This window comes from Mycobacterium sp. E183, from assembly GCF_001667735.1.
In the GTDB taxonomy this organism is placed as follows: Bacteria; Actinomycetota; Actinomycetes; order Mycobacteriales; family Mycobacteriaceae; genus Mycobacterium.
In genome coordinates this window covers 1-26,392 of record NZ_LZJN01000150.1, presented here as the reverse complement: position 1 = coordinate 26,392, position 26,392 = coordinate 1, and the positions used below count along the sequence as shown (strand labels likewise).

Annotated in this window: 30 protein-coding genes and 1 pseudogene; 14 read left to right on the top strand and 17 right to left on the bottom strand. The window is 68.0% G+C overall.

What is annotated here, in order from left to right; all coding sequences use genetic code 11:
- The first annotated feature begins 63 nt into the window (after positions 1-63).
- Positions 64-969: a haloalkane dehalogenase gene (locus tag A5691_RS17015; RefSeq protein WP_067751419.1), complete on the top strand. Its 906-nt coding sequence runs from the start codon at positions 64-66 to the stop codon at positions 967-969.
- 5 nt (positions 970-974) lie between these two features.
- Here the strand turns inward: A5691_RS17015 and A5691_RS17010 are convergent, their stop codons facing one another.
- From A5691_RS17010 to A5691_RS17000, 3 genes and pseudogenes are all read right to left on the bottom strand, one after another.
- Positions 975-2,003: an amidohydrolase family protein gene (locus A5691_RS17010; RefSeq protein WP_068017045.1), complete on the bottom strand. Its 1,029-nt coding sequence runs from the start codon at positions 2,001-2,003 to the stop codon at positions 975-977.
- 16 nt (positions 2,004-2,019) lie between these two features.
- Positions 2,020-2,238 (bottom strand): annotated as a pseudogene (locus tag A5691_RS17005) (extradiol ring-cleavage dioxygenase); the annotation flags it as partial.
- Positions 2,239-2,304: 66 nt separating this feature from the next.
- Positions 2,305-3,048, bottom strand: coding sequence for a 3'(2'),5'-bisphosphate nucleotidase CysQ (locus A5691_RS17000; RefSeq protein ID WP_067751421.1), 744 nt, complete (start codon positions 3,046-3,048; stop codon positions 2,305-2,307).
- Positions 3,049-3,211: 163 nt separating this feature from the next.
- On the opposite strand from A5691_RS17000, the gene A5691_RS16995 reads away from it, so the two are divergent.
- A complete protein-coding gene (locus A5691_RS16995) occupies positions 3,212-3,766 on the top strand; it encodes a hypothetical protein (protein ID WP_082950371.1) in 555 nt (184 codons plus the stop codon).
- A gap of 233 nt (positions 3,767-3,999) precedes the next feature.
- On the opposite strand, the gene A5691_RS16990 is transcribed toward A5691_RS16995, so the two are convergent.
- Positions 4,000-5,175, bottom strand: coding sequence for a thiolase family protein (locus A5691_RS16990; protein WP_067751442.1), 1,176 nt, complete (start codon positions 5,173-5,175; stop codon positions 4,000-4,002).
- A 149-nt stretch (positions 5,176-5,324) separates the two neighbouring features.
- Here A5691_RS16990 and A5691_RS16985 point away from each other — a divergent pair, with 149 nt between their 5' ends.
- Positions 5,325-5,717, top strand: a complete 393-nt coding sequence (locus A5691_RS16985) for a hypothetical protein (protein WP_067751424.1) — start codon at positions 5,325-5,327, stop codon at positions 5,715-5,717.
- Positions 5,718-5,945: 228 nt separating this feature from the next.
- On the opposite strand, the gene A5691_RS16980 is transcribed toward A5691_RS16985, so the two are convergent.
- The gene (locus A5691_RS16980) at positions 5,946-6,533 is read right to left on the bottom strand and encodes a TIGR03086 family metal-binding protein (RefSeq protein ID WP_067890996.1); all 588 of its coding nucleotides are present in this window, start codon (positions 6,531-6,533) and stop codon (positions 5,946-5,948) included.
- An 80-nt stretch (positions 6,534-6,613) separates the two neighbouring features.
- Here A5691_RS16980 and A5691_RS16975 point away from each other — a divergent pair, with 80 nt between their 5' ends.
- Positions 6,614-7,501 carry a DMT family transporter gene (locus A5691_RS16975; RefSeq protein WP_068017038.1) on the top strand — a complete coding sequence of 296 codons (888 nt, stop codon included), beginning with the start codon at positions 6,614-6,616 and terminating at the stop codon, positions 7,499-7,501.
- Here A5691_RS16975 and A5691_RS16970 read toward each other — a convergent pair whose 3' ends face one another.
- Complete coding sequence (locus tag A5691_RS16970) at positions 7,502-7,867, bottom strand: VOC family protein (protein ID WP_067782096.1); 366 nt, start codon at positions 7,865-7,867, stop codon at positions 7,502-7,504.
- A gap of 137 nt (positions 7,868-8,004) precedes the next feature.
- Between A5691_RS16970 and A5691_RS16965 the strand changes: the two genes are divergently transcribed.
- From A5691_RS16965 to A5691_RS16955, 3 genes are all read left to right on the top strand, one after another.
- Positions 8,005-8,751 carry a sensor domain-containing protein gene (locus A5691_RS16965; protein WP_067890990.1) on the top strand — a complete coding sequence of 249 codons (747 nt, stop codon included), beginning with the start codon at positions 8,005-8,007 and terminating at the stop codon, positions 8,749-8,751.
- A gap of 206 nt (positions 8,752-8,957) precedes the next feature.
- Positions 8,958-10,289 (top strand): magnesium transporter MgtE N-terminal domain-containing protein, encoded by a 1,332-nt coding sequence (locus tag A5691_RS16960; RefSeq protein ID WP_067890988.1) that lies wholly within the window; start codon positions 8,958-8,960, stop codon positions 10,287-10,289.
- Positions 10,286-11,920 (top strand): Nramp family divalent metal transporter, encoded by a 1,635-nt coding sequence (locus A5691_RS16955; RefSeq protein ID WP_067748267.1) that lies wholly within the window; start codon positions 10,286-10,288, stop codon positions 11,918-11,920. Before A5691_RS16960 ends, A5691_RS16955 begins: the two co-directional genes overlap by 4 nt.
- Here A5691_RS16955 and A5691_RS16950 read toward each other — a convergent pair.
- Positions 11,914-12,936: a TIGR03617 family F420-dependent LLM class oxidoreductase gene (locus A5691_RS16950; protein WP_067748269.1), complete on the bottom strand. Its 1,023-nt coding sequence runs from the start codon at positions 12,934-12,936 to the stop codon at positions 11,914-11,916. The genes A5691_RS16955 and A5691_RS16950 overlap by 7 nt on opposite strands.
- A gap of 106 nt (positions 12,937-13,042) precedes the next feature.
- On the opposite strand from A5691_RS16950, the gene A5691_RS29150 reads away from it, so the two are divergent.
- Together A5691_RS29150 and A5691_RS16940 are read left to right on the top strand one after the other, a co-directional pair.
- Positions 13,043-13,282, top strand: coding sequence for an excalibur calcium-binding domain-containing protein (locus tag A5691_RS29150; protein ID WP_067890984.1), 240 nt, complete (start codon positions 13,043-13,045; stop codon positions 13,280-13,282).
- The gene (locus A5691_RS16940) at positions 13,282-13,788 is read left to right on the top strand and encodes a hypothetical protein (RefSeq protein ID WP_067782081.1); all 507 of its coding nucleotides are present in this window, start codon (positions 13,282-13,284) and stop codon (positions 13,786-13,788) included. The genes A5691_RS29150 and A5691_RS16940 overlap by 1 nt, the downstream gene beginning before the upstream one ends.
- Positions 13,789-13,793: 5 nt before the next feature.
- Here A5691_RS16940 and A5691_RS16935 read toward each other — a convergent pair whose 3' ends face one another.
- Complete coding sequence (locus A5691_RS16935) at positions 13,794-14,009, bottom strand: hypothetical protein (protein WP_067782078.1); 216 nt, start codon at positions 14,007-14,009, stop codon at positions 13,794-13,796.
- A gap of 104 nt (positions 14,010-14,113) precedes the next feature.
- Positions 14,114-16,048, bottom strand: coding sequence for a molecular chaperone HtpG (htpG, locus tag A5691_RS16930; RefSeq protein WP_067782075.1), 1,935 nt, complete (start codon positions 16,046-16,048; stop codon positions 14,114-14,116).
- A gap of 92 nt (positions 16,049-16,140) precedes the next feature.
- On the opposite strand from htpG, the gene A5691_RS16925 reads away from it, so the two are divergent.
- Positions 16,141-16,761: a TIGR03085 family metal-binding protein gene (locus A5691_RS16925; RefSeq protein WP_067782070.1), complete on the top strand. Its 621-nt coding sequence runs from the start codon at positions 16,141-16,143 to the stop codon at positions 16,759-16,761.
- Positions 16,762-16,768: 7 nt separating this feature from the next.
- Here the strand turns inward: A5691_RS16925 and A5691_RS16920 are convergent, their stop codons facing one another.
- The 3 genes from A5691_RS16920 to A5691_RS16910 form a co-directional block, all read right to left on the bottom strand.
- On the bottom strand, positions 16,769-18,319 hold the full coding sequence (locus A5691_RS16920; RefSeq protein WP_068017036.1) for a class I adenylate-forming enzyme family protein: 1,551 nt from the start codon (positions 18,317-18,319) through the stop codon (positions 16,769-16,771).
- Positions 18,316-19,161 (bottom strand): thioesterase family protein, encoded by an 846-nt coding sequence (locus tag A5691_RS16915; RefSeq protein ID WP_068017033.1) that lies wholly within the window; start codon positions 19,159-19,161, stop codon positions 18,316-18,318. Before A5691_RS16915 ends, A5691_RS16920 begins: the two co-directional genes overlap by 4 nt.
- 117 nt (positions 19,162-19,278) lie before the next feature.
- Positions 19,279-20,016: a VIT family protein gene (locus A5691_RS16910; RefSeq protein WP_197499059.1), complete on the bottom strand. Its 738-nt coding sequence runs from the start codon at positions 20,014-20,016 to the stop codon at positions 19,279-19,281.
- Between the two features lie 320 nt (positions 20,017-20,336).
- On the opposite strand from A5691_RS16910, the gene A5691_RS28700 reads away from it, so the two are divergent.
- Both A5691_RS28700 and A5691_RS16900 read left to right on the top strand, forming a co-directional pair.
- A complete protein-coding gene (locus tag A5691_RS28700; protein ID WP_082950370.1) occupies positions 20,337-20,978 on the top strand; it encodes a chitin-binding protein in 642 nt (213 codons plus the stop codon).
- Positions 20,979-21,316: 338 nt separating this feature from the next.
- Positions 21,317-21,607, top strand: coding sequence for a hypothetical protein (locus tag A5691_RS16900; RefSeq protein ID WP_068266707.1), 291 nt, complete (start codon positions 21,317-21,319; stop codon positions 21,605-21,607).
- 7 nt (positions 21,608-21,614) lie between these two features.
- Here the strand turns inward: A5691_RS16900 and A5691_RS16895 are convergent, their stop codons facing one another.
- The 3 genes from A5691_RS16895 to A5691_RS16885 form a co-directional block, all read right to left on the bottom strand.
- Positions 21,615-22,250 carry a class I SAM-dependent methyltransferase gene (locus A5691_RS16895; RefSeq protein WP_067748286.1) on the bottom strand — a complete coding sequence of 212 codons (636 nt, stop codon included), beginning with the start codon at positions 22,248-22,250 and terminating at the stop codon, positions 21,615-21,617.
- A complete protein-coding gene (locus A5691_RS16890) occupies positions 22,247-23,179 on the bottom strand; it encodes an SAM-dependent methyltransferase (protein WP_068017024.1) in 933 nt (310 codons plus the stop codon). Before A5691_RS16890 ends, A5691_RS16895 begins: the two co-directional genes overlap by 4 nt.
- 440 nt (positions 23,180-23,619) lie before the next feature.
- The gene (locus A5691_RS16885; RefSeq protein ID WP_067748291.1) at positions 23,620-24,051 is read right to left on the bottom strand and encodes a nitroreductase family deazaflavin-dependent oxidoreductase; all 432 of its coding nucleotides are present in this window, start codon (positions 24,049-24,051) and stop codon (positions 23,620-23,622) included.
- A gap of 126 nt (positions 24,052-24,177) precedes the next feature.
- On the opposite strand from A5691_RS16885, the gene A5691_RS16880 reads away from it, so the two are divergent.
- Positions 24,178-25,194, top strand: a complete 1,017-nt coding sequence (locus tag A5691_RS16880; RefSeq protein WP_067782055.1) for a YihY/virulence factor BrkB family protein — start codon at positions 24,178-24,180, stop codon at positions 25,192-25,194.
- Here the strand turns inward: A5691_RS16880 and A5691_RS16875 are convergent, their stop codons facing one another.
- Complete coding sequence (locus tag A5691_RS16875; RefSeq protein WP_067748301.1) at positions 25,195-25,407, bottom strand: DUF3072 domain-containing protein; 213 nt, start codon at positions 25,405-25,407, stop codon at positions 25,195-25,197.
- Between the two features lie 98 nt (positions 25,408-25,505).
- On the opposite strand from A5691_RS16875, the gene A5691_RS16870 reads away from it, so the two are divergent.
- Positions 25,506-26,009, top strand: a complete 504-nt coding sequence (locus tag A5691_RS16870) for a DUF2505 domain-containing protein (protein ID WP_067748295.1) — start codon at positions 25,506-25,508, stop codon at positions 26,007-26,009.
- 17 nt (positions 26,010-26,026) lie between these two features.
- On the opposite strand, the gene A5691_RS16865 is transcribed toward A5691_RS16870, so the two are convergent.
- Positions 26,027-26,344 carry an STAS domain-containing protein gene (locus A5691_RS16865; RefSeq protein ID WP_067782167.1) on the bottom strand — a complete coding sequence of 106 codons (318 nt, stop codon included), beginning with the start codon at positions 26,342-26,344 and terminating at the stop codon, positions 26,027-26,029.
- Positions 26,345-26,392: the final 48 nt, after the last annotated feature.

The window sequence follows — 26,392 nt, the reverse complement described above, 5'->3', positions numbered from 1 at the left end:
CTAGACGAACTCGCGTTGTCGCGAGAGGCTTGCAGAGGCGCCCGCCCACCGGAGGAGCTGAATATGCATGTGCTACGAACCCCGGACTCCCGATTCGAAAACCTGGAGGGCTATCCGTTCGTAGCGAACTACGTTGACGTCGCGGCAAGCGACACCCAGCCGCTGCGCATGCACTTTCTGGACGAGGGCCCCGCCGACGGGCCGCCGATCGTGCTGCTGCACGGGGAGCCCACCTGGAGCTACCTGTACCGGACGATGATCCAGCCGCTGGCCGACGCCGGGAACCGCGTGCTCGCGCCCGACCTGATCGGTTTCGGCCGCTCCGACAAGCCCGGCCGGATCGAGGATTACACCTATCAACGGCACGTCGAATGGGTGACGTCGTGGTTCGAACGGCTGAACCTCAAGGACGTGACGCTGTTCGTGCAGGACTGGGGATCGCTGATCGGGCTGCGCATCGCCGCCGAACAGGGTGACCGCATCGCACGGCTCGTGGTGGCCAACGGCTTCCTGCCGACCGCGGAGCGACCCACCCCGCCCGCCTTCTACGCCTGGCGCGCGTTCGCGCGCTACTCCCCCGTGTTGCCCGCGGGCCGCATCGTTGCGGTGGGGACCGTGCGCCGGGTTTCCGCCAGGGTCAGGGCTGGGTATGACGCGCCGTTTCCCGACAAGACGTATCAGGCCGGTGCCCGGGCCTTCCCGCAGTTGGTGCCGACCTCACCGGACGATCCGGCGATCCCCGCCAACAGGGCCGCGTGGAAGGCCCTGGGCCAATGGGAGAAACCCTGCCTCGCCATTTTCGGGGCCCGCGATCCGATCCTCGGCAAAGCTGACCGTCCCCTCATCAAGCACATCCCCGGCGCCGCGGGCCAGCCGCACGCCCGCATCAACGCCAGTCATTTCATCCAGGAAGACTCCGGACCCGAACTGGCCGAACGCATTCTGTCCTGGCAGCAAGCGCTGCGCTGACGGCGTCAGCGGGTATTGACGAGCCGCACGACGCCCCGCATGACCACTCTGCTCGCGCTGCGTCGTATCCGGTCGAACGCCGAGGCGGATTCCGACGGCGGGACCGCCCCCAGCCGCGGGAACAGCGCCAGCGCGTTGCCGCGCTCGATCGCCCCCCGGGTGGGCCCGTCGAGCCCGGCGTAGGTCTCCAACCCCGCGGCGAACAGCTTGGCGGCCGCCAGCGGCGCGAAGGGCCAGTCGGAGCCGAAGGTGACGTGCCCGGGCTTGGCGAAGGCGAGCAGGCTGGGCAGCGCCGTGGCGCTGGACGACAACGCCGTGTCGAAGTAGAAGCCCGCGAAGTCGTCGAGGGTGTCCGCCAGGCTGCGCCCGGTGTCGGCCATGATGGCGAGGGCCATGCGGTGCGCGGCGTACGGCACGAATCCGCCCGCATGGCTCAGGATGAACTTGATGTTGGGATACCTGCGGCAAATGCCATTGCGCACAAGCAGATACGCCGCGCGGGTGGTGTCCAGCAGGAAGTCGGCCGCGAACGGCGGCACACCTTCAACGGCGGGGCCGGGCAGGTTGGCGGGGTGGATGAACACAACCGCAGAGCGAGCGTCCAGCGCGGCGAACACCTCTTCCTGGTCGGGCAGGCCTAGGTAGGCCCCGGCGCCGTTGGCGAGTAGGACGACGCCGTCGGCGCCCAGCTCGTCGAGCGATCTGGCGACCTCGTCGACGGACTCGCTGAGGTGCGGCATGGGGATGGTGGCGAAGAAGCCGAACCGGTCGGGCCGGGCCGCGGCGAGCCCGGCGAGGTAATCGTTGAGGTCACGCGCGAGGGCGGCGGCGTCAGTTGCGGCCGGCAGGAAGGCGGTGCCCGGGGTCGACACCGACAGGATCGCGGTAGCGACGTCCAGTTCGCCCATGGTTCGCAGCGACCCCTCGGGGCTCCACTCCGGCAGCGCGCGGCCGCTCTCGTCGTCGATCTTGGCCTTTTGCAACAGGTCTCGGTAGAAGGACGGGATGGCGTGGTGGTGGGTGTCGATCCGCAACGTTGCTCCCCTTCGATCAGTTATCGGGAATGCCCGCCCCCGCGAGCGCGGGCACCACGTCCTCGTTGTGTAGCAGCGACGCGGCGCCGGCCTTGAACTGGGTGAGCTTCTCGATGATCGTTTGTCCCTCGGGGGTGTGGCCCCAGATGCTGATGCCCTGGTGGGTAGTGGGCTCCCAGGTGGTCTCGTCGACGACGATGGGGTTCCAGCCCAGCTCCCATTCGAACCCCGACGGGGGCAATGGTGGGCGGCCAGGAGGACATGCTCGTCGACATCGCCCTCGACCTCACCGGTGCGACGATCAGCCCGTGACCGCCAGCACGGCTTCCGCCAACTCGGGCCGGCAGACCACCAAATCAGGCAATTTCGGGTCCGACCGGTTGTAGGCGAGGGCGGACCCGTCGATGCGGGAGGTATGCAGGCCGGCCGCTCTTGCCACGGCCACCGGCGCGGCCGAGTCCCATTCGAATTGGCCGCCGGCGTGCACGTACACATCCGACAAGCCCTGGACGATCGATGCCACTTTGGCCCCGGCAGAACCCATTTCGACCAGCACCCCGTCCAGCGCGTCGCGGACGGTCAGCGCAACGGCCGGGGGCCGGGTGCGCGACACCACGATGCGCGGCTTGCCCGGCGCGGCGGGGGGCCAGGCCACCTCGGGGGTGGCCAGGGTGATCCCCTGCGCAGGCAGCGCCACCGCCCCGGCGACGAGCTCACCGGCCTCCCACAGCGCGACGTGGACCGCCCAGTCGTCGCGCCCGAGCTCGGAGAATTCCCGCGTCCCGTCAAGCGGATCGACGATCCACACCCGCTCCGAGCGCAGCCGGACCGGGTCGTCGGCGCCCTCCTCGGACAGCACCGCGTCGTCGGGCCGCTCGCCCGCCAGCGCCTCCATCAGAAAGTCATGGGATCGCTTGTCGCCCGCGGCTTTCCGCTCGCCCGCTTCCGCGTCTGCGAACTCTTCCCGGACCGTGAGCAACAGCCGTCCAGCCTCGGTGGCCAACCGCGCGGCCAGTTCGTGGTCATCCGTCAGCTGCAAGGCCATCACAATCCTTAAGTTGGCAGTGTTGACCAACTTTACCCTGCCATCGCGGCGCCGGCGGGCACCACCCCTCGCGGAATGTTCCGGCCGTAATCTGTTGATCGTGAGCGGGGGCAACGTTCCTTTGTTGGGTCGGCTGGGGCGCAGTACGCGGGGGCGTCTGGTTGTGATCGGGATCGTCTCGGCGGTCGCGCTGGGCGGCATCCTCACCTTCGTGGTGCTGAAGCTGACCCAGGGTGACCAGGGCGTCAAGCCACCCACCGCCCAGCCGGCACCGCCGCAGAGCTTCGCGATCCCGGGCTGCTACAACCTGTCCGTTCCGCCCGTCGAACGGCCTAAGCGGCTCAACGTGCTGGGCTGCGCGAGCGTCGCCGTTGCGCTGCAAGACATGTCGTGGAGTTCGTGGGGCCAACAGGGCGCCGACGGCAGTGGCACGGCCGTGTTCAAGGTCTGCGATCCCAATTGCGCGGCCGGGTATCAACTCACCGAGCCCGTAATCGTCCACGCGTGGAATCCACAGCCGCCGCGGCGCGAGGCCATCTGCCAGGTCGGCTTGAACATCTTCGCCGACATGATCCTGGCCTTTCCCAAAGGTGTTCCCCCGCCGACCGTGCAGAAGATGAACACCCAGTACAACGGGGAACCGGCGGTGCACTTCGCCAATTACTCGAGCGGCGACACGCGCGGAACGCAATTCATCGGCTACACGTACTGCAACTAGCGCCGCGCTCGCGATCGCCGCTGACCCGACGGCGGCGACCCGCTTCACCCGGCTCCGCCGCGCTCGCGATCGCCGCTGACCCGACGGCGGCGACCCGTCCCCCGCAAGCGGGAGGTGCCCCCATCGCCCGGCTCCGCCGCGCTCGCGATCGCCGCTGACCCGATGGCGGCGACCCGTCCCCCGCAAGCGGGAGGTGCCCCCATCGCCCGGCTCCGCCGCGCTCGCGATCGCCGCTAGACCTCGATCACCACGGCGCCGCCCTGGCCACCACCCGCGCACATGGCCGCGACGCCGATGCCGCCGCCACGGCGGGCCAGCTCGTAGACCAGCGTGGTCACCATGCGCGCGCCCGAGGCCGCGATGGGGTGGCCGAGGCTGCAGCCGCTGCCGGAGAAGTTCACCTTCTCCTCGTCGATGCCGTACTCGCGGCACGCCGCGATCGGCACCGAGGCGAACGCCTCGTTGATCTCCCACAGCGCGACGTCGTCGACCGACAGCCCGGCCCGCTGCAGCACTTTGCCGATGACCTTGACGGCCCCCAGCCCGGTGTCGCGGGGGGCGACGCCCGCGGCCGCCCACGCCCGGACCGCGCCCATGACATTGAGGTTTTCGGCCGCGGCGTAGTCGCGGTCCACGAGAGCCACCGCCGCGGCGGCGTCGTTGGTGCCGCTGCTGTTGCCGGCCGTGATCGAGAACCCCTCGATCTCGGGGTGCAGCACTTTGAGCGCGGCGAGCTTTTCGACGGTGGTGTCTCGGCGGGGATGCTCGTCCACGGAGAACTCGGTGACCGAACCGTCGAACTGGGTGACCTTCAGCGGGATGATCTCGTCGACGAACTTGCCCGCGTCCATGGCCGCGATGGCGCGCTGATGTGAGCGGGCCGCCCACGCGTCCATCTCCTCGCGCGTGATCCCGACCGCCTGGGCGGTGTTCCAGCCCACGGTGATCGACATGTCCTTGGCGGGTGCATCCGGCGTTTCGACGTGCGTCGGCGGCATCCAGCGCTCCTCGAACTTGAGCTCCGGGCCGGGGATCCGCCAGTTGGTCAGCGGCGTCATCGACAACGACTGCACGCCGCCGGCGATCAGCACGCGTTCCATCCCGGAACCGATCTGCGCCGCCGCGTTGCCGATGGCGGTCAGGCTGCCCGCACAGTGCCGGTTCACCGACTGGCCGGGAATGTCCTCCATCCCCGTGGCGGTGGCGGCATACCTCGCCAAATCCCCGCCCCCGTAATGGGATTCAGCGAAGATGATGTCGTCGATGGCGGACGGGTCGACGCCGGAGCGGCGCACGACCTCCGGAAGCACCGTGGTGATCAGCGTCTCGGGTGGCGTGTTGACGAGCGTGCCCTTGAAGGAGCGGCCGATCGCCGTCCGAACCGCTCCGACAATGACGGGTTTGGCCATGTTCTCAACCTCGAACGGTCTGGCTGCGGTCGGCAGCGCGGGTGTCAGCAGATGACGCGAATCGTAACAAATACCGTATGGCCAATAGTAAACGGCCTGAGTTTCCGCCATCCCGATACCGACCGCGCGTGACAGGACACAATGGGTCGATGACAACCAGACCAGTCGCCGTGCGTGACACCACCGAGCTCACCGCGTATCGCGTCGCGGCGATGCTCCTGGGCGTGGGGACGCTGCACTTCGTGGCGCCCAAGCCGTTCGACACGATCGTCCCGGCCGAGCTCCCGGGCAGCGCCCGCTTCTACACCTATGCGTCCGGGGTGGCCGAGGTGGGCATCGGAGCGGCGTTGCTGCCGCGACGCACGCGGCGACTGGCCGCGCTCGCGGCCGCCGTGTTGTTCGTCGGCGTGTTTCCGGCCAACGTCAACATGTGCCGGCTGTGGTGGGACAAGCCCTGGCCGATGCGGATCGTCGCCCTGGCCCGGTTGCCCCTGCAGATCCCCATGATCACCACCGCACTCAAGATCAGCCGCAACAGCTGAGGGCACCCATCTTCGTCACATGCGCCACAGCCGTCGCTGGGTGCGGGGATGCCCGACGTGCTCGCCTCTCAGCGACAATGCGTTCGTTGGGCTGGGCGGCGGCCTCATCGCCCGCGTTGTCGCTCCGAGGCGGGCAACCCGTGCGTCTCCCGGCGCGGGGGCTGGTGCTGCCTCTGTAACTGGCCCGACCACGGGAAGCTCCGCAAAACGCCTGTGCCGCAGGCGGACTCAGCCACCGATGTCGACCGAGCGGCCCAGGAAAGCCATCAGCCGCACGGTCGGCGTCGCGTCATCCGGTGCGGGCTGGGCCGGCCCGAAGCCGCCCGGCCGCCGCAACAGGTGCTCGGGCAGCGACTCCACCAACCCGCGGCACAGCCCCAGCAGGTCCGCGGGCAGCTCGATCAGCCGCCCTTGCGACCGTTGGATGTCCCAGGCGTGCATGGCCAGGTCGGACACCGGATACGTCAGCGCCCGCCGCAACGGAACCTCACCTTCGGGCGACCTCCGCGGTCCGTCGAGGTCGGCGCCGGGCAACCCGGCCCGCAGCCGCGCCGCCAGCTCGCGCAGCCGCTGGCTCGGGTCATCGCATATCCAGTCGGCAGGCTGCGACGGGCGGTCCCAGAGCTCACCGTCCTCGATCAGGGTCACCACTTTCGCCGCGCTGCCCGTGACGTGCCCGACCAGCTCGCGCAGGCTCCAGCCCTCGAGGTTGGACGACTGATCCCAGCGCTCCGGGGAAACCTGGTCGACGGCGGCGATGAGCAGATCGATTGCCTCGGTGGCCAGCACGCCGATCCGGGAGTTCGTGTCGTTCATGGCGTGCATCCCCTCGAAACGCCGTGTCGCGTACCGTCCAGAAGTCTAGGGTCGCAACCCCGGTTACACAGGAGGTCCGCTTGGGCAAGACGGATATCGCGGCGCTCCTCGCGGTCGCGTCCGCCCTGATGGTGGGTTTCGGAGACGTCATCCAGCAGCGATCCGCCCGACAGGTCACCGACAAGCCGGTCGGAACCATCGCTCTGTTCCGCCAGCTCCTGCGCGATCGGCAATGGTGGACAGGCAGCCTGGTGGCCGCCGCCGGGTTCGGCTTGCAGGCAGCGGCGCTTGACCTGGGCTCGGTGGTGCTGGTGCAGGCGCTGTTGGTGACGTCGTTGCTGTTCGCGTTGCTGATCAGCGCGCGGACCAATCATCGGAGAATCACGCCGCGGCAAGGCATTTGGGCCGTGCTGCTGGCCGCGGCGGTCGCGGTGGTCGTGACGGTCGGCGACCCCCAGGAGGGAACGCCGCGCGGGTCTGTGCATACCTGGAGCATCGTGGCATTGGTCATGGGTCCGGCGCTCATCCTGTGCGTGATCGGCGCGCGCATGTTCCCCGGCACCGTTGGCGCGCTGCTGCTGGGTCTGATGTCGGGCTCGCTGTGGGGATTGTTTTCGGTACTGACCAAGGGTGTGGTCGACCAGCTGGACCGCGGCATCCCCGCGCTGCTGCGCCTGCCCGAGGTGTACGTGTGGGTGGTGGTGGCCATCGCGGCGACGGCCTGGGAGCAGTCCGCGTTTCGGGCCGGTCCGCTCACCGCGTCGCTTCCGGCCGTGACCGTCGCCGAGCCCGTCGTCGGATCGGTGCTCGGCGTCACCGTGCTCGGTGAGACGCTGCGCACCAACGACATCGGCCTGGTGGCACTGGGCCTGTCGGTTGCGGTGATGGCGGCCGCGACCGTGGCACTCGCCCACAGCCAGGCCGCCGGGGCCCCGCCGACCGGCGAAAAGCCCGCGGTATCAGCTTGATCAGATGCGCGAGCCGACCCGGTGCGCCGTGCCGTCCGGATCGACATAGGCGAATTCGCGCAGACCGTAGGGAGTGTCCTGCGGTGGGAGCAGGCGGCCCTCGAGGTCTTCCAGTGCAGCCCACTCCGCATGGAGGACGTCGGCATCGCTGACGTAGAGGTACACGCTTGCACCGGTTCGCAACGGGTCGTGCTCGTCCCACTCCGTCAGGTGGATGGATACGGATCCACGGTCGACGAACCCGTAGCGATCTGGTCCGTCGTATGCGCGTGCAGCGAAGCCGAGTCGTCGATAGCGATCCAGGGCGACGTCGAGATTCCGTACCGGGACGATCGGCGCTACCGAGGTGAAGTCGACTGCGGTCACACCGCGAACATATCGCTTGGCCCCGAACCCCCTCGCGACACCCGGCCGCTGACGTACGCTGCATCGGACCGACTTCTGAATAGGGGACGCGCTGGGGGTGCGCGAAAAGGCTTGCCTAGGCAGGAAAGGCATTCGACATGCGCCAGCTGACAGCTTCAGTCGCCATAGCCGCCGCCGGAATACTGCTCACCGGCTGCAGCCACGATGGCGGGAGCGCCGCGTCGTCGACCACCAGCAGCACCACGGCTGCGGCTAAGACGCCCCTCAACAAGGCCCAGCTGCCCGACCTCATGCTCAGCCCTAGCGATATCGACACGATGCTGGGGGTCACCGGCACCACCAGCGACCCACCGAAGACCGCGCTGGAAGAAGACACAGCCAAGCGCAGCGACTACACGCTTCCCGCCGAATGCAAGTACGCCCTCCACGCGGCCCTGGCACCCGTTTATGCGGACAGCGGGTACACGGCGGTTTACGGCTACCACGACCTTGCACCCACTCCCCCGGGCGCGGACGACCTGGAAAGCCCTGACGTGTACCAGTTTGTCGTGTTGTTCCCCGCGCCCGACCAGGCGAACGCGTTTTTCACCACCTCGTCGCAGCAATGGCCCGCCTGCGCCAACCGCTTGGACACCGTGCCCGCCGACGGCACCCATCCCGAACTCCAGTGGAAGGTCGGACCGGTCACCAACGCCAACGGGGTGCTGAGCACGACCGTAACGCTGAGCTTCAGCCGTAACGGCGTGAATTTGACCGTCCCGTGTCAGCGGGCGTTGACCGTTCGCAGCAACGTCGTCGTCGACGTGGACGCGTGCCGCAAGGACGTGGGAGATCTCGGCATCAACATCGCCAACCAGATCGCCGGGAAGATCGGCAAGCAATAGGACCTCAATGGCCGCCCTCCGTTCATCCATCGGCGGTAGCTGCTCGCCGCGCCCCCGGCGTACGATCTTGCGGCCGAACCCGGTCAAGCGACGACACTTGCGCCACCAACGATCCTGGCGGTAAGCCGTAGCTACACCCGACGTCGCGACGCGGTTTCGTGCAGTCTGCTCGGATGGTCGGCGGCGGGGTGTCGAGGAGGAAACGCATGGGCGCATCGGAGAAGTCGGCCGAACGCGGCGGCGGACGGCCGGTGATCCACCTCTCGCAGCTGCTGCGTGCGCCGGTGCTGGCCCGCGCCGGGGAAACGGTGGGCCGTGTCGAGGACGTGATCGTGCGGCTGCGGGGCGCCGACGAGTACCCCCTCGTCACCGGGATCGTGGCCGGGGTCGGCGGGCGGCGGGTGTTCATCGGTGACAAATCGATCGACGAGTACGCCGCGGACCGAGTCCTGTTGACCAAGAACAAGGTTGACCTTCGCGGCTTCGAGCGCCGTGAAGGTGAGGTGCTGCTGCGCGCCGACGTGTTGGGCCACCGGCTGATCGATGTGGCCAATGTCGAGCTGATCCGCGCCTACGACGTGGAACTGGAAGACACCGGCGCCGGATGGATGCTGACGCGCGTGGACACCCGACGGCCACCGCGGTTGTTCGGACTGATCAGGCAGTCGGGCGGGCACGCGGCCCGCGATTGGAAGGCGTTCGAGCCGCTGATCGGCGACGCCCGCTCGGACGCCGTGCGGCGCCTGTCGGACCGCTTCGGCGAGTTCAAGGCCGCCGAGATCGCCGACCTTCTCGAGGAGGCGGACAAGGCCGAGGGCGGCGAGATCCTCGACCGCGTGCGCAGCGACCCCGAACTGGAAGCCGACGTGTTCGAAGAGCTGGAGCCGGACAAGGCCAGCCGGCTCCTCGACGGCATGCCCGACAACGAGGTCGCCGCGCTGCTGGGCCGGATGCGGGCCGACGACGCCGCCGACGCGATCGCCGACCTGCGCCAGTCGCGGCGCCGGCGCGTGCTGGAGTTGATGCCGGGCCCGCAGCGCACCAAGGTCATCACCCTGATGGGCTTCAACCCCGAGAGCGCCGGCGGCCTGATGAACGTCGACTTCGTCTCGTGCGCGGCCGCCACCACGGCGGCCGAAGCGCTGGCGCTGATCGCGTCCGCCGGCACCATACAGCCGGAGGCGCTGATCAAAGTGCATGTGATCGACGAGGACAGACGGCTCGACGGTGTCGTCTCGGTCATCACCTTGTTGCAGGCCCCGGCCGGTGAAACCCTTGCGCGGCTGATGGATTCCGATCCGGTGCGGGTCACGCCGGACGCCGACCTGACCGATGTCGCGCTGTTGATGGCCGACTTCAACCTCTACTCCATCCCGGTGGTCGACGACCAGGATCGCGTGCTCGGGGTGGTCACCGTCGACGACGTGCTCGAGGCGACCATCCCGGAGGATTGGCGCCGGCGAGAGCCCGCGCCGCGTCCCGTGCGCGAGATTCCCGGTGACCAGAGCGCGCGCGTGCCGGGAGGTAATGCGCTGTGACGACCGGTCGCGAAGAGATTCACCGGCCCAGCGCGGTGCTGGACGCCGCGCACCTCGGTGACATCGAGGGCGCGTTCGGTCGCATCAGCGTCGGCGAAACCGAGCACGGCCGCACCTGGAAGACGCGGTTGCTGACCCTGCTCGCGATCGTCGGTCCCGGAATCATCGTGATGGTCGGCGACAACGACGCCGGCGGCGTCGCCACCTACGCCCAGGCCGGACAGAACTACGGCTACTCCCTGCTGTGGGTGCTGCTGCTGTTGATACCCGTCCTGATCGTCAACCAGGAGATGGTGGTGCGGCTCGGCGCGGTCACCGGCGTCGGGCACGCGCGGCTGATCAACGAACGCTTCGGCCGCGGCTGGGGCTGGTTCTCGGTCGGCGACCTGTTCCTGCTCAACTTCCTGACGATCGTCACCGAATTCATCGGCATCAGCCTGGCCGCCGAATTCATCGGCGTCTCCAAATACGTTGTGGTGCCGGTCTCGGCGGTGGCGCTGGTCGCGATCATGGCGAGCGGGAGCTTCCGCCGCTGGGAGCGCGCCATGTTCATTTTCATCGCCGTGACGCTGCTGCAGATCCCGATGCTGCTGATGTCCCACCCCCAGTGGCGTCAGGCCGCCAAATCGTTCGTGATACCCAGCATTTCGGGCGGGGTGAGCTCGGATGCGGTGCTGCTCATCATCGCCATCGTCGGCACCACCGTGGCGCCCTGGCAGCTGTTCTTCCAGCAGTCCAACGTCGTCGACAAGCGCATCACCCCGCGCTTCATCGGGTACGAGCGCGCCGACACCGTGCTGGGTGCCTTCGTCGTGGTCATCGGTGCCGCGGCGCTGGTGATGACCGGTGAATGGGCGGCACGCTCCACCAACACCGTCGGCGGCTTCACCGACGCCGGTGCCACCGCACACCTGCTCGGCGAGCACCGCGGGACGCTGGGCTGGATCTTCGCGATCGTGCTGATGGACGCCTCGATCATCGGGGCCGCCGCGGTAACCCTGGCCACCAGTTACGCCTTCGGTGACGTGTTCGGCCTGAAGCACTCCCTGCACCGCGGATTCGCCGACGCCAAGCAGTTCTACCTGTCCTACACCGCCATGGTGGTAGTGGCCGCGGCCATCGTGCTGATTCCCGGCGCGCCGCTCGGGCTGATCACCACCGCCGTGCAAGCCCTCGCCGGCCTACTGCTGCCCAGCGCCAGCGTCTTCCTGCTGCTGCTGTGCAACGACCGGGAAGTGTTGGGCCCGTGGGTCAATCGCCCCTGGCTCAACTGGGTCGCCGGGTTGATCGTCGGCACGCTGCTGCTGCTATCGGGAATCCTGATGGCCACCACGCTGTTCCGCGATCTCAACGTCGTGGCGGTGGCCGGCTACCTCGCCCTGGCCCTGGCGGTACTCGCCGCCGCGGCGGTGCCGGTGCTGCGCTGGATGGCCCGTCGTCAACCCGCGGCGCCCGCGCCACGGCTGCCCGCGCGCGGCGTCGACCGCAACACCTGGCGGATGCCGCCCCTGACGCTGCTCGAGCCGGTCACCTGGTCACCGGGCACCCGACTCGGCATGATCGCGCTACGCGCCTACCTGATCGTCGGCGCACTCCTGTTGGTGGTCAAGGCGATACAGCTCAGTCACTGACGCCCTTGTTGTATGCGGCGGGCCACCTCGCCGTACCGCTCGAACCGCTCCGGATCACCCACGGCGTTGTAAAGCACCAGGCGCGTGGCCTTTTCGGCGTACTTCTCGATCAGCGCGCCGGCGAGTCCGTCCCACGTCGACTCGGTGGCGAAGGCGGCGATGTGGTCGTCGCTGACCTGGGCGGCCATGCCGGCGAAGTCACCGGCCTTCTGCCTCTCGCGGATCCTGGCGGTCGTGCCCTCGAACCCGGCCTGATCCCAGATGAACGCGTAGTTGGGGGTGCTGCCGTAGAAAGCCATGCTGGCGCGCACGCCTTCTCGTTGCTTGTCGCGCTCCTCGTCGGTGTCACCGACGATGGTCATCACCGGCACGATCACCGCGATGTCGGCCGGCGACCGTCCCGCCTTCGCCGCCCCGTCGGCGACGTTCGGCAAGACGTGGCGGGCGATGTATCCCGGCTCGCCGATCGGGTGCACGTGCACCCCGTCGGCGACCTCGCCGGCCATCCGCAGCATCCACGGATTGACCGCTGCGATATCGACTTTCGGGTCGGGCGCGTCGATCGGACCCGGGCTCCACTGCGGGGTGATGAAGTCGAGGTCGTAGAAGTCGCCGTGGTGATCCAGCGTCCCGGAGCGGAACGCCGCGAAACAAGCCTTGACCGCGAACAGGTAGTCGCGCAGGCGCGGTCCGGGCCGCTCGAATGCCACCCCGTAGCGCCGGACGACGTGGGTGCGCACCTGGGTGCCCAGACCCAGGCGGAAGTTCCCGCCGGTCGCCTCCTGAAGCTCCCAGGCCGTGGCGGCCGTGACGAAGGGGCTGCGCGGGAAGGCGACGGCCACGCCGGTGGACAACTCGAGGCCGGGCGCGGCCTGGGACGCCACGGCCGCGTTGAGGTAGGCCGTGCGGCCCGTCTCGGTGAACAACAGACCGGAGAAACCGGCGGCTTGCGTTCGCCGGGCCAGGTCGCCGATCTGGTGCAGCGGCTGCGGGACCGTCATCGCATCGACGTGCATGAGCGGAGCCTACGTGGGCTCGGCCCTTGCCCGGTGACCGCGTCACGGTGTTAGCTCATTATTCGTCAGCAACCAACGCCGCTTCGCTAACAGGAGGCTCGCCAACATGCTTCGTGGATTGCTCATCGCCGGAGCAATCGTCGTGGGGATTGCGGGGCCACCCGCGGCCCAGGCCGCCCCATCGACGACGACCTCACCCGCGCCGACGACGGGCGCCAGCGTTTACTACCCGAACTGCAAGGCGGCGTGCGCCGACGGCGTGGCCCCGATCTACCGTGGACAGCCGGGTTACCGGTCCGGCCTGGATCGTGACGGCGACGGCATCGCGTGCGAGGTATGCCACTGATGTGGGTCCCGATTCCGCGGTTGGTCGCCGTCCTCGCCATGGCGTCTGCCGGCCTCGTGGCCTGCGGGTCGCAGCACGCTGCGGCGCCCGCCGCATCCAGTTCAAGTGCGGCGAAGCCGTCGCCGCCCCCCAGCCCCATCGCCTCGTCCAGCACGCCCACGCCCACGACCACCAGCGCGCCGGACTGCGTCGGGCTGTCGATTTGCCGGCCACCACCGCCGGACGCCGAGGGAAATCCGGCGTGCTACTACGCGGACGGGTGGCGCGGTGATTCCTCGGGCACCGGGATCGAGGTGTGGTACTTCCGCGACCCGCAAAGCCCGCCCAAGCCGGACAAGGTCACCGCGCTCGTACGCAAGAAGGACGGCACCACCGAGTCGCAGGATGCCGACATCGCCGCCGACCAACAGGTGCATCGGTTCGGATTCCCCACCGTCGCGCCGTCGGTGGTTCAAGAGGTGTTGTTCAGCAGCGGCGGCGGCCGCTGCTTCGTCGTCGGACCGTAACCGGATCAGCGCTTCTGGGGGCGGTGGCTCACCGGGGCGGTGAACCCCTGGGTGTCGTCGAAGTTGGCCCACTGGCCGTCGTCGTTGACCTGCATGCGCCAGCCGAGCTCGGTGTCGCCGCCGATCGAGGCGATGAACCACGCGTGTGCGGACTCCGCGCTGGCAAAATTCTTCGTCGCGACGACCCGCCCGCGTGGGTCGATGACGCGAAATTCAGCCATGGGAGGTGATTATCCCTGCCAGCGGGTTTTCAATCCGGCTTATCTCCCATTTGCCGGCCAAGCCGACCGCGAACACCCCTGGCGCAAACCTGGCAAATCCCGGGCTACACGGTGCGGGTCAACCGGTCGGCGAGCAGCTCGGCGAACCGGGCCGGATCGTCAAGCGCACCCCCTTCGGCGAGAAGCGCTGTGCCGTAGAGCAATTCGGCGGTCTCGGCAAGGGCGGCGAGCGCGGCGTCGCCCTCCGCCTTCTTTTGCGCCTCTCGCAGGCCGGTGACCAGCGGGTGGTTCGGGTTGAGCTCGAGAATCCGCTTGCCGACCGGGATGTCCTGCCCGGACGCGCGGTAGAGCCGCGCCAGCGCCGGGGTGATGCCGAAGGCGTCGGTGATCAGGCAGGCCGGCGACTCCGTCAATCGGCTGGAGAGCCGCACCTCCTTGACGTGGTCGCTCAACGTCTCCTTCATCCAGGTCAGCAGGTCGGCGAAGTCCTTCTGTTGCTCCTCGCGCTCGGCCTCGCTCTCGTCGCCTTCGGCGCTCAGGTCCACCTCGCCCTTGGCGACCGATTGCAGCGGCTTGCCGTCGAACTCTGTCACCGTTCCGACCCAGACCTCGTCGACCGGGTCGGTGAGCAGCAAGACCTCGTAGCCCTTGGCTTTGAAGGCCTCCAGGTGCGGCGACTTCAGGATCTGTTGCCGCGTCTCCCCCGTGGCGAAGAAGATCTGCTCCTGGCCCTCCTTCATCCGTTCCACATACTCGGCGAGGGTGGTGGCCTCCTCCTCACTGTGCGTCGAGGCGAATGAGCAGACTTGCAGCAGGGTCTCGCGGTTGTCGAAGTCGGACAGCAGGCCCTCTTTGACGACTCGGCCGAACTGGGTCCAGAAGCTGCGGTAGTCGTCGGGCCGCTCGGACTGCAGCTCCTTGATGGTCGACAGGACCTTCTTGGTGAGCCGCCGCCGGATGGCCTTGATCTGCCGATCCTGCTGCAGGATCTCGCGCGAGACGTTGAGCGACATGTCCTGCGCGTCCACGACGCCTTTGACGAAGCGCAGGTATTCGGGCATCAGCTGGTCGCAGTCGCCCATGATGAACACCCGCTTGACGTACAGCTGGATCCCGGTCTGCGCGTCCCGGTTGAACAGGTCGAACGGCGCGTGCGACGGGATGAACAGCAGCGCCTGGTATTCGAAGGTGCCCTCGGCCTTCATCGCGATGATTTCCAGCGGGTCGTCCCAGGCGTGGGCGACGTGCTTGTAGAACTCCTTGTACTCCTCCTCGGAGACCTCTTCTTTGGGCCTGGCCCAGAGCGCCTTCATCGAGTTGAGGGTCTCGGTTTCGAGCGTGACGGTCTCCTCGCCGCCCTCCTCCTCAGCCGGAGTCCGTCGTTCGACCTCCATCCGGATGGGCCAGGCGATGAAGTCGGAATACTTCTTGACCAGGCTGCGGATCTTCCACTCCGAGGTGTAGTCGTGCAGCTCGTCCTCGGCGTCTTCGGGCTTGAGGTGCAGCGTGACCGACGTCCCCTGTGGTGCGTCCTCGACGGCTTCGATGGTGTAGGTGCCCTCGCCGCTGGATTCCCACTTGGTGGCTTCGCTCTCGCCGGCCTTGCGGGTGAGCAGCTCGACCTTGTCGGCGACCATGAAGCTCGAATAGAACCCGATGCCGAACTGACCGATCAGTTCCTCCGACGCGGCCTCGTTCTGGGCCTCCTTCAATTGCTGACGCAGCTCGGCCGTGCCCGACTTGGCCAGGGTGCCGATCAGCCCCACCACCTCGTCCCGGGTCATGCCGATGCCGTTGTCGCGGATAGTGAGCGTCCGGGCGCTCTTATCCACCTCGATCTCGATGTGCAAGTCGGAGGTGTCGACATCGAGGTCTTTGTTGCGGAAGGCTTCCAGCCGCAGCTTGTCCAGTGCGTCGGAAGCGTTCGAGATCAGCTCCCGCAGAAACGAATCCTTATTGGAGTAGACGGAGTGGACCATCAGGTCCAGCAGTTGCCGGGCCTCGGCCTGAAACTCCAGCTGCTCGACACGCGCGTTCATCAGATTGCCTGCACTTTCCTCCAGGAGACGACGATGCAAATTTACCGAGACGCGGATGGTCCGTGCCCGGGGGCTGGTCCTACCCTGAACACATGTCTGTCGCGCAACGCGAACGTGCCGCCCTCGTCGAAACCATGCGCGCAGCCGGGCCGGATGCGCCCACCTTGTGCGAGGGGTGGAAGACGCGGGACCTCGCCGCCCACCTCGTCATCCGGGAGTACCGGCCCGACGCCGCCCCGGGCATCCTGATCCCGTTCTTCGCCCCGCACACCGAAAAGGTGCAGAACCAGGTGGCCGAACGGGCCGAGTGGGACGAGCTGGTCGACAAGGTCGCATCCGGCCCGCCGCTTTACTCGCCGTTGAAGCTGCTCGACCCGGTGGCCAACGTGGCGGAGATGTTCATCCATCACGAGGACGTGCGGCGCGCGCAGCCGGGCTGGGAGCCGCGGGCGCTGGAACCCGAGCTGAGCGCCAGGCTGCGCCGCACCCTGCCGATGATGGCGCGGCTGACGCTGGCCAAGGTGCCGGGCCGGGTGGCACTGCGCACCCCGGAGGGCAAGACGATGCTGACCGCGGGAAGCGGCCCGGCCGTCACGGTGACCGGCCCGCCCGAGGAGCTGCTGCTGTTCTCGGTCGGGCGTTCGGCGCGAGTGGAGTTCGACGGCGACGCGGCCGCGGTGCAGGCCGTCCGCGAGGCCCCCAAGGGGCTGTAGCCCGAAATCACCCGAAGGCTTCGCGGAGGTCTTTCTTGATGACCTTGCCGAATTGGTTGCGCGGCAAGGCTTCGACCATCACCAATCGTTCTGGGTGTTTATAGCGGCTCAGCCCGTTCGAATGGCAATGCTGCACAAGGGATTCCAACGACACGCTCTCGGCCGACGCGGGCACCACGACCGCGCATACCCGCTCGCCGGTGCGCGGGTCGGGAACCCCGATGACCGCCACGTCGGCGACCGCGGGGTGGGTGGCCAGCACATTCTCGACTTCGAGAGCCGAAACGTTCTCGGCATTGCGGATGATCGCATCCTTGATCCGACCGGTCACGCGGACGTTGCCGTCCTGATCGACCAGCCCGAGATCTCCCGTGCGGAGCCAGCCGTCCTCGTCGAACGCGTCGGCGTCCAGCGCGGGGTCGGCGTAGCCGAGAAAGCATTGGGGGCCCTTGAGGCGGAGCTCGCCCTCCTGACCGACGGGCAGTTCGCCTTCGTCGTTGCCCACCACCCGGACGCTGACCCCCCGCGTCGGCCTACCGACGGTGTGGTCCAGCGAATCCGGCGTGTCGGTGAGCGACGGTGAAGCCGCCACCGGGAACTCGGTGAGCCCCCAGGCGTTGGCGATGCCCGGAAGACCGAAGGCTTCCCGGATCTGGCGACCGAGTTCGGCGGTGATGGGCGCGCCGCCGGCCAGGCAGCCGCGCAGGAACGGGAACAACGGCCGGTCGCCGTGGGCTCGCTGGACTTCGAGGAAGCCGAGGAAAAAGGGGGTCGCGGTGCCCAGGAAGGTCGGGTTGTGCGCCGCGATGGAGTACGGCGTCGCCGGCGGGTCGAATACCTCGAACAGCGCCAACCGCATGCCGGTCCGCAGCGCGGCGGCCAGCATCACCGCGCCGCCGATGTGCGCGACCGGAAAGGCGATGGGATCGACATCGTCGCCGGTGATGCCGATCGCCTCGACCAGCCCGGTCGCGCCGGCCATCACCGATGCGTCGGTATGGCGAATCCCTTTGGGCGCGGCGGTGGTTCCCGACGAGTAGTAGACCCATCGCGCATCGCGGGCCGAAGCCGGCGGCGGCGGGAGCGCACCGGCCTCCGCCTGAGGCAGCCGAAGCTCGCCGCCGGCCGGCGGCGTCACCAAGTCGACGGTGATGACCTTGAAACCTCGACTCGCCGACAGGGCCCGCGCCAGGGCGCCATGATCGAATCCGCGCCAACGCTCGGGCACCACAAGGTATTCCGAGGAGAGCTGCTCGGTGATGAAACCGACCTCGTGCTCCCGCAGGATCGGGATGATCGGGTTTTGCACCGCACCGAGCCGGGCCAGCGCCGCCATAACGACCACGGTCTCCAGCGTGGTCGGCAACTGCCACGACACGACGGTTCCCGCGCGGATCCCCAAAGCGGCGAAGGCGGCGGCCGTCGCGCAGGCGGCATCGTGGAACTGCCGCGCCGTCAGCGTGCGCGCGTGGTCGTCGGCGAGCAGCGGCCGGGGCGATCCCGCCCGCGCCGCGTCGGCGACCAGCCTCCAGTAGGTGACGTCGCTTCCGATGCTCATTCGCTCGTCGGATTGACCTGTGTCGGGCGGAATCCGGAGTGCGCAATGCCAACCGAAACGCCGCTGCCGATGGGACCCGTGCGGTCGACGAGTACAGCCGAACCGGTGGCCACCCCGTCGTGGCTGTAGTGGGTCAGCGAGGCCATGCCGATGTGTGGGCCTTCCGGCAGTCGGCTCAGCGTGAGCGTGTAGTCGGCATTGATGAACTGCAAACCGTTTGTTCCCCAATTGGCAAGGGAGGCAGTGATATCGGCTGCCATGGCGGCGCGGGTGAACGGGCTGAGCGGTTCACCGCCGATGAGCGAGCGGGTTTCGCAAAGCCAGGTGTATTTCTGGCCGGAGGCGTCGACCCATTCGGGGTCGCGATTCTGCAATTCGGTGCCCCATCCGTAGGTGCGCATGAAGAGCGTCGGTTGGGCGCCGCCCTCGATGGGCAGCGGCGGCATCTGCGGGTTCGGCGACCACACCTGCCCCTCTGGCTGGGGGCCGCGCCGCAGGAATAAGGCGCTCCCCCGCGCAACCGGGAGACCGTGCTGGGTGAGGACGACCTCGACGAGCCGCAGCCGCCGCCGGTCGTGGTGCACGGTGGTATGCACCTCCATGGGTTCCAGCGCGACCGGTGCGGGAAGGTCGACGGTCAGGCGGGCGGGTTGAAGTTCCGGGTCATCGACCGCGCGTTCCACCGCCCACCCGAGGAGTCCGCCGACGACGTGCCCGCTGAGCGACGGGCCCCACCCACCGCGCGCGATCGGGTTTGGCACGAAACGGGTTTCGTCGCGCAGGAAGTATGGCTCCTGCGCCGCCGAATCGACGTCATCCGGCACGAGATTCGTTTCGGTCAATGCGCGACGCTCCGCCCGGAGTTGGGATCCCTCATGCGAGGATGGCAACAGTAGATATTACAGTTACCGGCCACAGTCGCCCCGGGTCGACCCGATTCAGGCAGGTGGGACCGCGGCTCAGGCGATCGCCGCGCCCACCAGGTGGCCGATCACGTACGTGATCGCCAATGCGAGACCGCCTCCGATGACGTTGCGGAGCACAGCGCGGCCCTTGGGCGCTCCGCCCAAACCGGCCGACACCGCCCCGGTGATGACCAGCGCGACGAGCACCGCCGCGACGGTGACCGGGATCCGCCACGCCGCCGGCGGAACCAAGATCGCGATCAGCGGCAGCAGGGCCCCGATTGCGAACGACAACGCCGAAGACGACGCCGCCTGCCAGGGATTGGTCAGCTCCTCGGGATTGATGCCCAGTTCGACTTCGGCGTGCGCGAGAAGCGGATTGTGGTCGGTGAGTTCCTCGGCGACGGTGCGGGCGGTCGCGGCCGTCAGGCCTTTCGCCTCGTACAAGGCGGCGAGCTCGTCCATTTCGGCGACCGGATCGTCGCGCAGCTCCTGGCGTTCCTTGTGCAGCAGCGCCTTCTCGGTGTCACGTTGGGTGCTGACCGAAACGTATTCGCCCAGCGCCATCGACACCGCTCCGGCGACCAGTCCGGCGGTGCCGGCGGTCAACACGGGAGCGCGTTCCACCGTCGCGGCCGCGACCCCCACCACGATGCCCGCCGTGGACACGATTCCGTCGTTGGCGCCCAGGACTCCGGCGCGCAGCCAGTTCAATTTCGACGACACCGAACCCACGTGCGGCTCGGACGGATGGGGATGCGACGGGCTCGACACGGCCGCAACGATATACATCAAAGACCCGCCGGACTAGCAAACATAGCCTTGCCAAACGGTTTACTCCCGCTTGTCGGGCTACCCAAAGGTGCCGCGTCTGGCTGGCGCCGAGCCGCGACACATAAACGCCTGCGACGACACGCCGTCGCGGATCGCAGCGGTTTATGTCTCGCGGTACCTGAGCCGACCGTCCGCCTTCCGTGGTCGGGGTGCCGCGTGCACGACCCAAAGCTCCGCATGGGCCTCTCACAGCCGTTGCATAGGCAAGCTATCTATGGTCGGTTGATGTAAGGGGGGATTCTGAGGAATTCACCAGTAGTCAGACAGGGTGAAGGACTATGAAACTTAAGCAATTTCTTGGGGGGATGACCGTTGCCGGCGCTCTGAGCGCTGCGGCGTTGGGCATGGGTTCCGGTGCGGCCAGCGCCGCTCCCGGCGGGCCGCCGCCTGGCCCGGCAGGCAACCATGGCGCACCCGCTCCCGGGGGCATTCATCCCCCGAACGCACCCGGCGATCCGGGCGGACCTGGGGGCCCCGGCGGGCCGGGCGGACCTGGGGGCCCCGGCGGTCCCGGCGGGCCGCAGGGCGGACCTGGTGGGCCGGGTGGCCCCGGTCATCCGGGCGGGCCAAATGGTCCCGGTGGACCCGGAGGCCCCGATCATCCAGGCGGACCCGGCGGCCCGGGCGGGCCCGACCACCCAGGCGGCCCTGGTGGCCCCGGCGGACCGGGCGGACCGGGCGGTCCGTGGCACGGAGATCCTCAGCGCGGCTACTTCCGCGGCGCCCCGTGGGGTGACGGTCCGGCGCCTTGGGGACCCGGTGCGCCGCCTCGCCCCGCGTGGGACCGGCCGCTCCCCCCGCCCGGTGGATATTGGGGGTACGGTCCGATCAACTACTGGGGCTATCAGGAGACCCCGGTGTGGGACCCCGGCTTCAATCAGTGGGGCTTCTGGTTCTTCGGAGTGTGGATTCCGCTGTAAACCGCAGTAAGCACGACGCCCGCTTCGCCACCCGGCGGGGCGGGCATCGTGCTGCTTGTCGATAACCTGGCTCGGAGGTGGCGAATCACCCTGCACCGCAGACGTTTATGCCGCCCCGGCATGCGGACCGAATGAAAAGAATTGCCGCGGTGGGACCTTTGGCCTCTCGGTGGGGGTACTACGCCGTTGCATCGATGCCGTATGGCCCTCGATTGACGTGTCTCGATAGCGAAACATCGAGGTCACGGTTTGGGTTTCCCCCTGCCAGAGCAGTCGACCGATGAGGAGGCGCGATGCCTACGCGGCCCGCACGAGACCCTCGCGTAACCCTTCTCTACTTGGTCACATTCGCCGTCGCGATGGTCGCGGGAATGTGCGCTTTGGTGGCGCTCGTCGCCGGCTCGCCGCTTCAATTCGGCGTCGCGCTGGCCTTTTTCGGCGCCGGGTGGATCGCCTCCGACTTCATCGATCGGACGGGTGAGCTCGGGCAGGAGCGCTTCGCCCGGCAGCATGTCGCCATCGTCGCCCGCCCGGCCCAGGCGTATCGACCCTCCCGCGTGGTGCACACCGGTCACCGCGATCCATTCCCGCGATCCGCTCCTCGCGCCACGAGCGCGGTGGCCGCCTGACGGTCGATCAGTTCTTGATGCCGACTGTGATCAGGTCGGAAACGACGCGTGTCCAGACCGGCCGCGGGATGCGGCGCTGCTCGCTGACGACGAACCCGGCGTCTTCGAACATCGTGCGCATCTCCGTCGGCGACGCATTGTGTTGCGGCTTCCACCTATTGGCCGACGGTGCCTGGAGTCGCCGTTGCCGCGCACTGAGGGCCGATACGGCCACCAGTCCGCCGGGCGCCAGCACGCGGTGGAATTCGCGCAGCGCCGCCGGCTGATCGAAGAAGTGGAACGCCGAGGTGGTCACCACCGCGTCGAGGGCCCCGTCGTCGAAAGGGAGCCGCTCCGCAGGGCCACGTAACCACTGCACCCGGTCGGTTCGGGCGCGCGCCTGGCCGAGCATGCCCTCGGACATGTCGACACCGTAGATCTCGTCGGGCTGGAGCTCGCGCGCGATCCGATCACTGAGAATGCCCGTGCCGCAAGCGATATCGGCTATCTTGTGGGCATGGTGAGCACGCAGTTGCGCTATCACCTCGTCGTGCGGCGGACGATATACCCACTGCTGCAACAACGGCAGGTCGTAGACCGGGGCCAGGAAGCTCCAGAGCCGCGTGACCGCGTCGTTGAGTCCTCGGCGGCTCGGCTCCGTCATTCGCCCAGAACCGAGCTGTAGTAGATCGTGTCGGCGACGGACACCGAGTCGTTGGTCTGGGGAATCGCCGCGAGCCCGCTGCCGGCCAGCAGCTCACTCATAGGCTTGCCGACCGTCCGCCAGCCGAGATCCTTCAGGTAGTCGGCGACGTCGTTGCGCTCACCGTCGAAACCCAGCTCCTCCCAATCCAACTCGAAGCCGTGCTCGCGCCACTTGGCGGTGGCCCGGCGCATCATTTCGCGCGCCTTCTCGACGTCTTGCTGCGGACGGTCCGGGATGGCTTCGACGGCCAGCCTGCTGCCCTCGGCGCTCAGCGCGGAGATGTTGTCGAGCAAGCGGTCCTGCGCCTCGGGCGGCAGGTACCCGAAAAGACCCTCCGCGATCCAGGCGGTTGGGCGGCTCTTGTCAAAGCCCGCATCCACCAGAGCTTTCGGCCAGTCGCTGCGCAGATCAATGGCGACGGCGCGCAGGTCTGCCCGCGGGGCCGCGCCCAACTTCGCCAGGGCGGCGGTCTTGAACTCGATCACCGCCGGCTGGTCGATCTCGAAGACCGTCATGTCGGCAGGCCATGCCAACCGGTAGGCACGCGCGTCCAGGCCGGAAGCCAGGATTACGGCCTGGCGGAGCCCGGCCTGCGCCGCGTCGTGGAAGAAGGCATCGAAGAATCGGGTGCGGGCGGCCATCGCCAGGGGCATGTGCTCAAGCTTCCAACCGGATTCGTGGTCGTCGACGTCAGCGGCGACGAGGTCACCGTCGACCCATCGCGTGAAGAAGTCCACTCCGACCGCGCGAACCAGCGGCTCGGCGAATCGGTCTTCGATAAGCGGGTTGTCAGCCCTGGTCGCGATCGCTCGGGCCGCGGCCACCATCGTGGCGGTCGCGCCCACGCTGGTGGCCAGATCCCAGCTGTCGTTGTCTGTGCGTGGCATGCGTCTTTCCCCTCGCAGTCATGGCGATACTTAGCCAGTATAACGACCCGCGAGGGGCCAAGAGTTCCCGAGCCAGCCGGCCCTACCGCGGGCCGGGCCCTCCCGGCCCACCTGGGCCACCAGGCCCACCCGGTCCCCCAGGTCCTCCCGGACCACCAGGCCCGCCGGGTCCGCCCGGCCCATTCACCGCCGGGACCCAGGGAACGCATTGATGCAAGTCCGCGCTCCAGATAAACCCTTCAGCACAATTGGGATCGGCCCGGCCGATCGCCGGCGCCGAAACCGCGATCACCGGCAACATCGCCAAAACGAGCGCGACGGCCCCGAGCACCCGGCCGCGCACCGGGGGCGTCATTGCTGCACACGTCATGTCGGTCTCCTCCCCGCCGATGACACTCGGTTCAAATGATTTTGCGACACGAAACCGGTTGGCGGTGCTGTTATTCGGTAACCAGCTCGAACACCGGGATGACGCGGTCGGTGCGCTCCTGGTAATCGCCGAAGCCCGGCGCCCGCTCGACCACGATCCGGTAGACGGAATCCCGCTCGTCGCGCGGCAATTCGCGCACGGTCGCCGGCTTGGGCTCCTGTGAGCCGATCTCCACGGTCACCCGCGGATGGGCGCGAATGTTGTGCACCCAAGCGGGGTTCTTCTCCCGGCCCGCGGCGGACCCGACGACGTAGATCCTGCCGTCGACATCGAAGTAAGCGACGGGGTTTACCCGCTGCGCACCGCTTCGTGCCCCGGTCGAGGTCAACAGCAGCAACGGGAAGCCCTCGAACTGCCCGCCGACCTTGCCGCCGTTGCGGCGGAACTCCTCGATGTTGCGCTCGTTGAATTCGCGCTCCGAATGCATTTCGTCGTCGCCCATCTCCCCATCCTGGCACGGGGGCAGCCCCACAGGGCCCGCGCGGGATTGATCGTCGCCGAATGCGGGTATCACCAGGCAATCCCATCGGGGGGGTATCCGCTTCCGTAGAAACGAAGTGAGCACGAGATGGTCGGCTGGCTGGACAGGCTGCAGCGACGAAACCGCGCCGCCGGCGTGGTTATCGGGGTCGTCTACAAATATCTGGATGATCAAGGCGGCTACCTATCCGCCTTGATCACCTACTACGGGTTCGTATCCCTGTTCCCGCTACTGCTGCTGTTGACCACCGGCCTCGGAGTGGTGCTCGCCGGACGCCCCGACCTGCGGGAACAGGTGCTGCACAGCACGTTGAGCCAATTCCCGGTCATCGGCGATCAGCTGCATCAGCCCGCAGGGCTCAGCGGAGGAACCGTCGCCGTGGTCGTCGGCATCGCCGGCGCCCTCTACGGCGGCCTTGGCGTGGGTCAGGCGGTGCAGAATGCCATGGACTCGGTGTGGGCCGTCCCTAGGAACAAGCGTCCGGACCCCGTCCGCTCACGACTGCGCAGCTTGATGTTGCTGTTGGTCCTGGGCTCGGCGGCCATCGCCGCCACGGTCCTGTCGGCGGCCGGCCAGGCGACAGGAGCGCTGGGCGTCTTCGGAAAGATCGGCATCGCGCTGGTGGCCGTGGCGATCAACGCGATGATTTGCCTGGTGGCGTTTCGCGTCACCACCGCGCGGGAGCTGACGTATCGCCAGGTGCTGCCCGGAGCGCTTGCGGCAGCGGTCATTTGGCAGATCCTGCAGTGGGGCGGCGCCGGATACATTCGGCACACCGTGAAGTCGGCCAGCGCGACCAACAGCGTCTTCGCCTTGGTTCTGGGATTACTGGCCTTTCTGTTTCTAGTGTCGTCAACGCTGGTTCTGTGCGCCGAGATCAATGTCGTTCTGGTGGAACGCCTTTACCCGCGGGCGTTGCTCACGCCCTTCACAGACAACGCGGAACTTACGCCGGCCGACCGCAAGACCTACACCAAGAAGGCGAAAGCCGAACGCGTCAAGGGCTTTCAGCGCGTCAGCGTCAGATTCGGAGACCTCACCGGTAAGGCGACCCGGCCCCGGACGCCGACGACGCCCACCGTCCGGGGCGGGCCCGCCGGCTGATCAGTTGCCGCGTCCGGTCTGTTCCTGCAACTCGTCGATGAGCTCGGACGCCTGCGCCTTGGTCAAATCATCGGGAACGTCCCGGCCCGCTTCCTGGGCCAACGTGTGCAGGTAGCTGCGCTGCGGACCGGTCATCGGCTCGTCGCCGGTCACCCACTGGGACGTGTCCTTCTCCGGATTCTCGCTCGGCGCCTGTCGCGTGTCGTCAGTCATGTCCTTCACCTCCGCGAGGAGGGATAACCATCGCACGTACGTTCGAAACCTGCGCCACGCCGCTCGCCGTGGCCGGCCCTTTGCAAGAATCGGTTGCTATGTCGCGCTCCTTCGACATCCGCATCGAATCGCCCGCCAGCGTGGAACAAATCCACGCGGCGTTTGGGCGGGAGGACTACTGGCTGGCCCGCCTGAAAGCGAGCAACGCCCCCACCACGCTGGATTCGCTGGAAGTCGACGCCGACGGCACGGTGAGCATGCGGGCAACCCAACACGTATCCCGGCAGATAATGCCCGCGCTGATTGCCAAGGTCGTCCCCGGGGAGCTGAAGATCGTTCACAGCGAGACGTGGCGATCGATCGGTGATGGCGAAGTCCGCGGGCAGATCAACGTCGTGTCCTCCGGCGGTCTGGGGTCAGGGCGCGCGGACGCGGTCATGGCGCCCGCCGGAGACGGGGCTCGACTGCGCTTCGCCGTGGAGGTGGCGATGAGGATCCCGTTGGTGGGCCGCAAACTCGAGAAATCGATGCAAGCCGATCTGACCCAAAGCCTGCCAGCGTTGCAGCGCTTCACCACCACCTGGATCGCCGAGAACCCCTGACGCTCGGCCGGTCGTCGTCAGTCCGCCAAAGCCGCGGGTTCGACGGCGACCAATTCGGTGAGGCCGCTGACGGTGAGGATCGGCATCAGGATCGGGTGGGCGATCAGGTTGATGTGGTCGGCGTGGGAGAACAAGGCATTGATGGCGGCGCTGTCGAGGTACTCGACGCCGCTGAGGTCGACGGTGAGCGGACCACCGCTCGCGGCTTCTCCGCTGATGTTGGTGAGGGCCTGCACGAAGTCGTCGATGTTGCTCAGATCGATCTCCCCGGCCGCGACCAACATCAGCTCCCCGTCGGCGCGGCGCGCGGTGTCGAGGGAGAGCGACGTGGGCATCATGTGATCCTCGCGGATAGGTGAACCGTGGTTCCGGCGGCATCAGGA

Bases quoted from the DNA above. Each gene is read 5' to 3' on its own strand.
- A5691_RS17015 (WP_067751419.1), top strand. From the start codon at position 64: ATGCATGTGCTACGAACCCCGGACTCCCGATTCGAAAACCTGGAGGGC.
- A5691_RS17000 (WP_067751421.1), bottom strand. From the start codon at position 3,048: ATGGCCTTGCAGCTGACGGATGACCACGAACTGGCCGCGCGGTTGGCC.
- A5691_RS16990 (WP_067751442.1), bottom strand. From the start codon at position 5,175: ATGGCCAAACCCGTCATTGTCGGAGCGGTTCGGACGGCGATCGGCCGC.
- A5691_RS16985 (WP_067751424.1), top strand. From the start codon at position 5,325: ATGACAACCAGACCAGTCGCCGTGCGTGACACCACCGAGCTCACCGCG.
- A5691_RS16980 (WP_067890996.1), bottom strand. From the start codon at position 6,533: ATGAACGACACGAACTCCCGGATCGGCGTGCTGGCCACCGAGGCAATC.
- A5691_RS16965 (WP_067890990.1), top strand. From the start codon at position 8,005: ATGCGCCAGCTGACAGCTTCAGTCGCCATAGCCGCCGCCGGAATACTG.
- A5691_RS16960 (WP_067890988.1), top strand. From the start codon at position 8,958: ATGGGCGCATCGGAGAAGTCGGCCGAACGCGGCGGCGGACGGCCGGTG.
- A5691_RS16950 (WP_067748269.1), bottom strand. From the start codon at position 12,936: ATGCACGTCGATGCGATGACGGTCCCGCAGCCGCTGCACCAGATCGGC.
- A5691_RS29150 (WP_067890984.1), top strand. From the start codon at position 13,043: ATGCTTCGTGGATTGCTCATCGCCGGAGCAATCGTCGTGGGGATTGCG.
- A5691_RS16940 (WP_067782081.1), top strand. From the start codon at position 13,282: ATGTGGGTCCCGATTCCGCGGTTGGTCGCCGTCCTCGCCATGGCGTCT.
- A5691_RS16935 (WP_067782078.1), bottom strand. From the start codon at position 14,009: ATGGCTGAATTTCGCGTCATCGACCCACGCGGGCGGGTCGTCGCGACG.
- htpG (WP_067782075.1), bottom strand. From the start codon at position 16,048: ATGAACGCGCGTGTCGAGCAGCTGGAGTTTCAGGCCGAGGCCCGGCAA.
- A5691_RS16925 (WP_067782070.1), top strand. From the start codon at position 16,141: ATGTCTGTCGCGCAACGCGAACGTGCCGCCCTCGTCGAAACCATGCGC.
- A5691_RS16920 (WP_068017036.1), bottom strand. From the start codon at position 18,319: ATGAGCATCGGAAGCGACGTCACCTACTGGAGGCTGGTCGCCGACGCG.
- A5691_RS16910 (WP_197499059.1), bottom strand. From the start codon at position 20,016: ATGTATATCGTTGCGGCCGTGTCGAGCCCGTCGCATCCCCATCCGTCC.
- A5691_RS28700 (WP_082950370.1), top strand. From the start codon at position 20,337: ATGAAACTTAAGCAATTTCTTGGGGGGATGACCGTTGCCGGCGCTCTG.
- A5691_RS16895 (WP_067748286.1), bottom strand. From the start codon at position 22,250: ATGACGGAGCCGAGCCGCCGAGGACTCAACGACGCGGTCACGCGGCTC.
- A5691_RS16890 (WP_068017024.1), bottom strand. From the start codon at position 23,179: ATGCCACGCACAGACAACGACAGCTGGGATCTGGCCACCAGCGTGGGC.
- A5691_RS16885 (WP_067748291.1), bottom strand. From the start codon at position 24,051: ATGGGCGACGACGAAATGCATTCGGAGCGCGAATTCAACGAGCGCAAC.
- A5691_RS16880 (WP_067782055.1), top strand. From the start codon at position 24,178: ATGGTCGGCTGGCTGGACAGGCTGCAGCGACGAAACCGCGCCGCCGGC.
- A5691_RS16875 (WP_067748301.1), bottom strand. From the start codon at position 25,407: ATGACTGACGACACGCGACAGGCGCCGAGCGAGAATCCGGAGAAGGAC.
- A5691_RS16870 (WP_067748295.1), top strand. From the start codon at position 25,506: ATGTCGCGCTCCTTCGACATCCGCATCGAATCGCCCGCCAGCGTGGAA.
- A5691_RS16865 (WP_067782167.1), bottom strand. From the start codon at position 26,344: ATGCCCACGTCGCTCTCCCTCGACACCGCGCGCCGCGCCGACGGGGAG.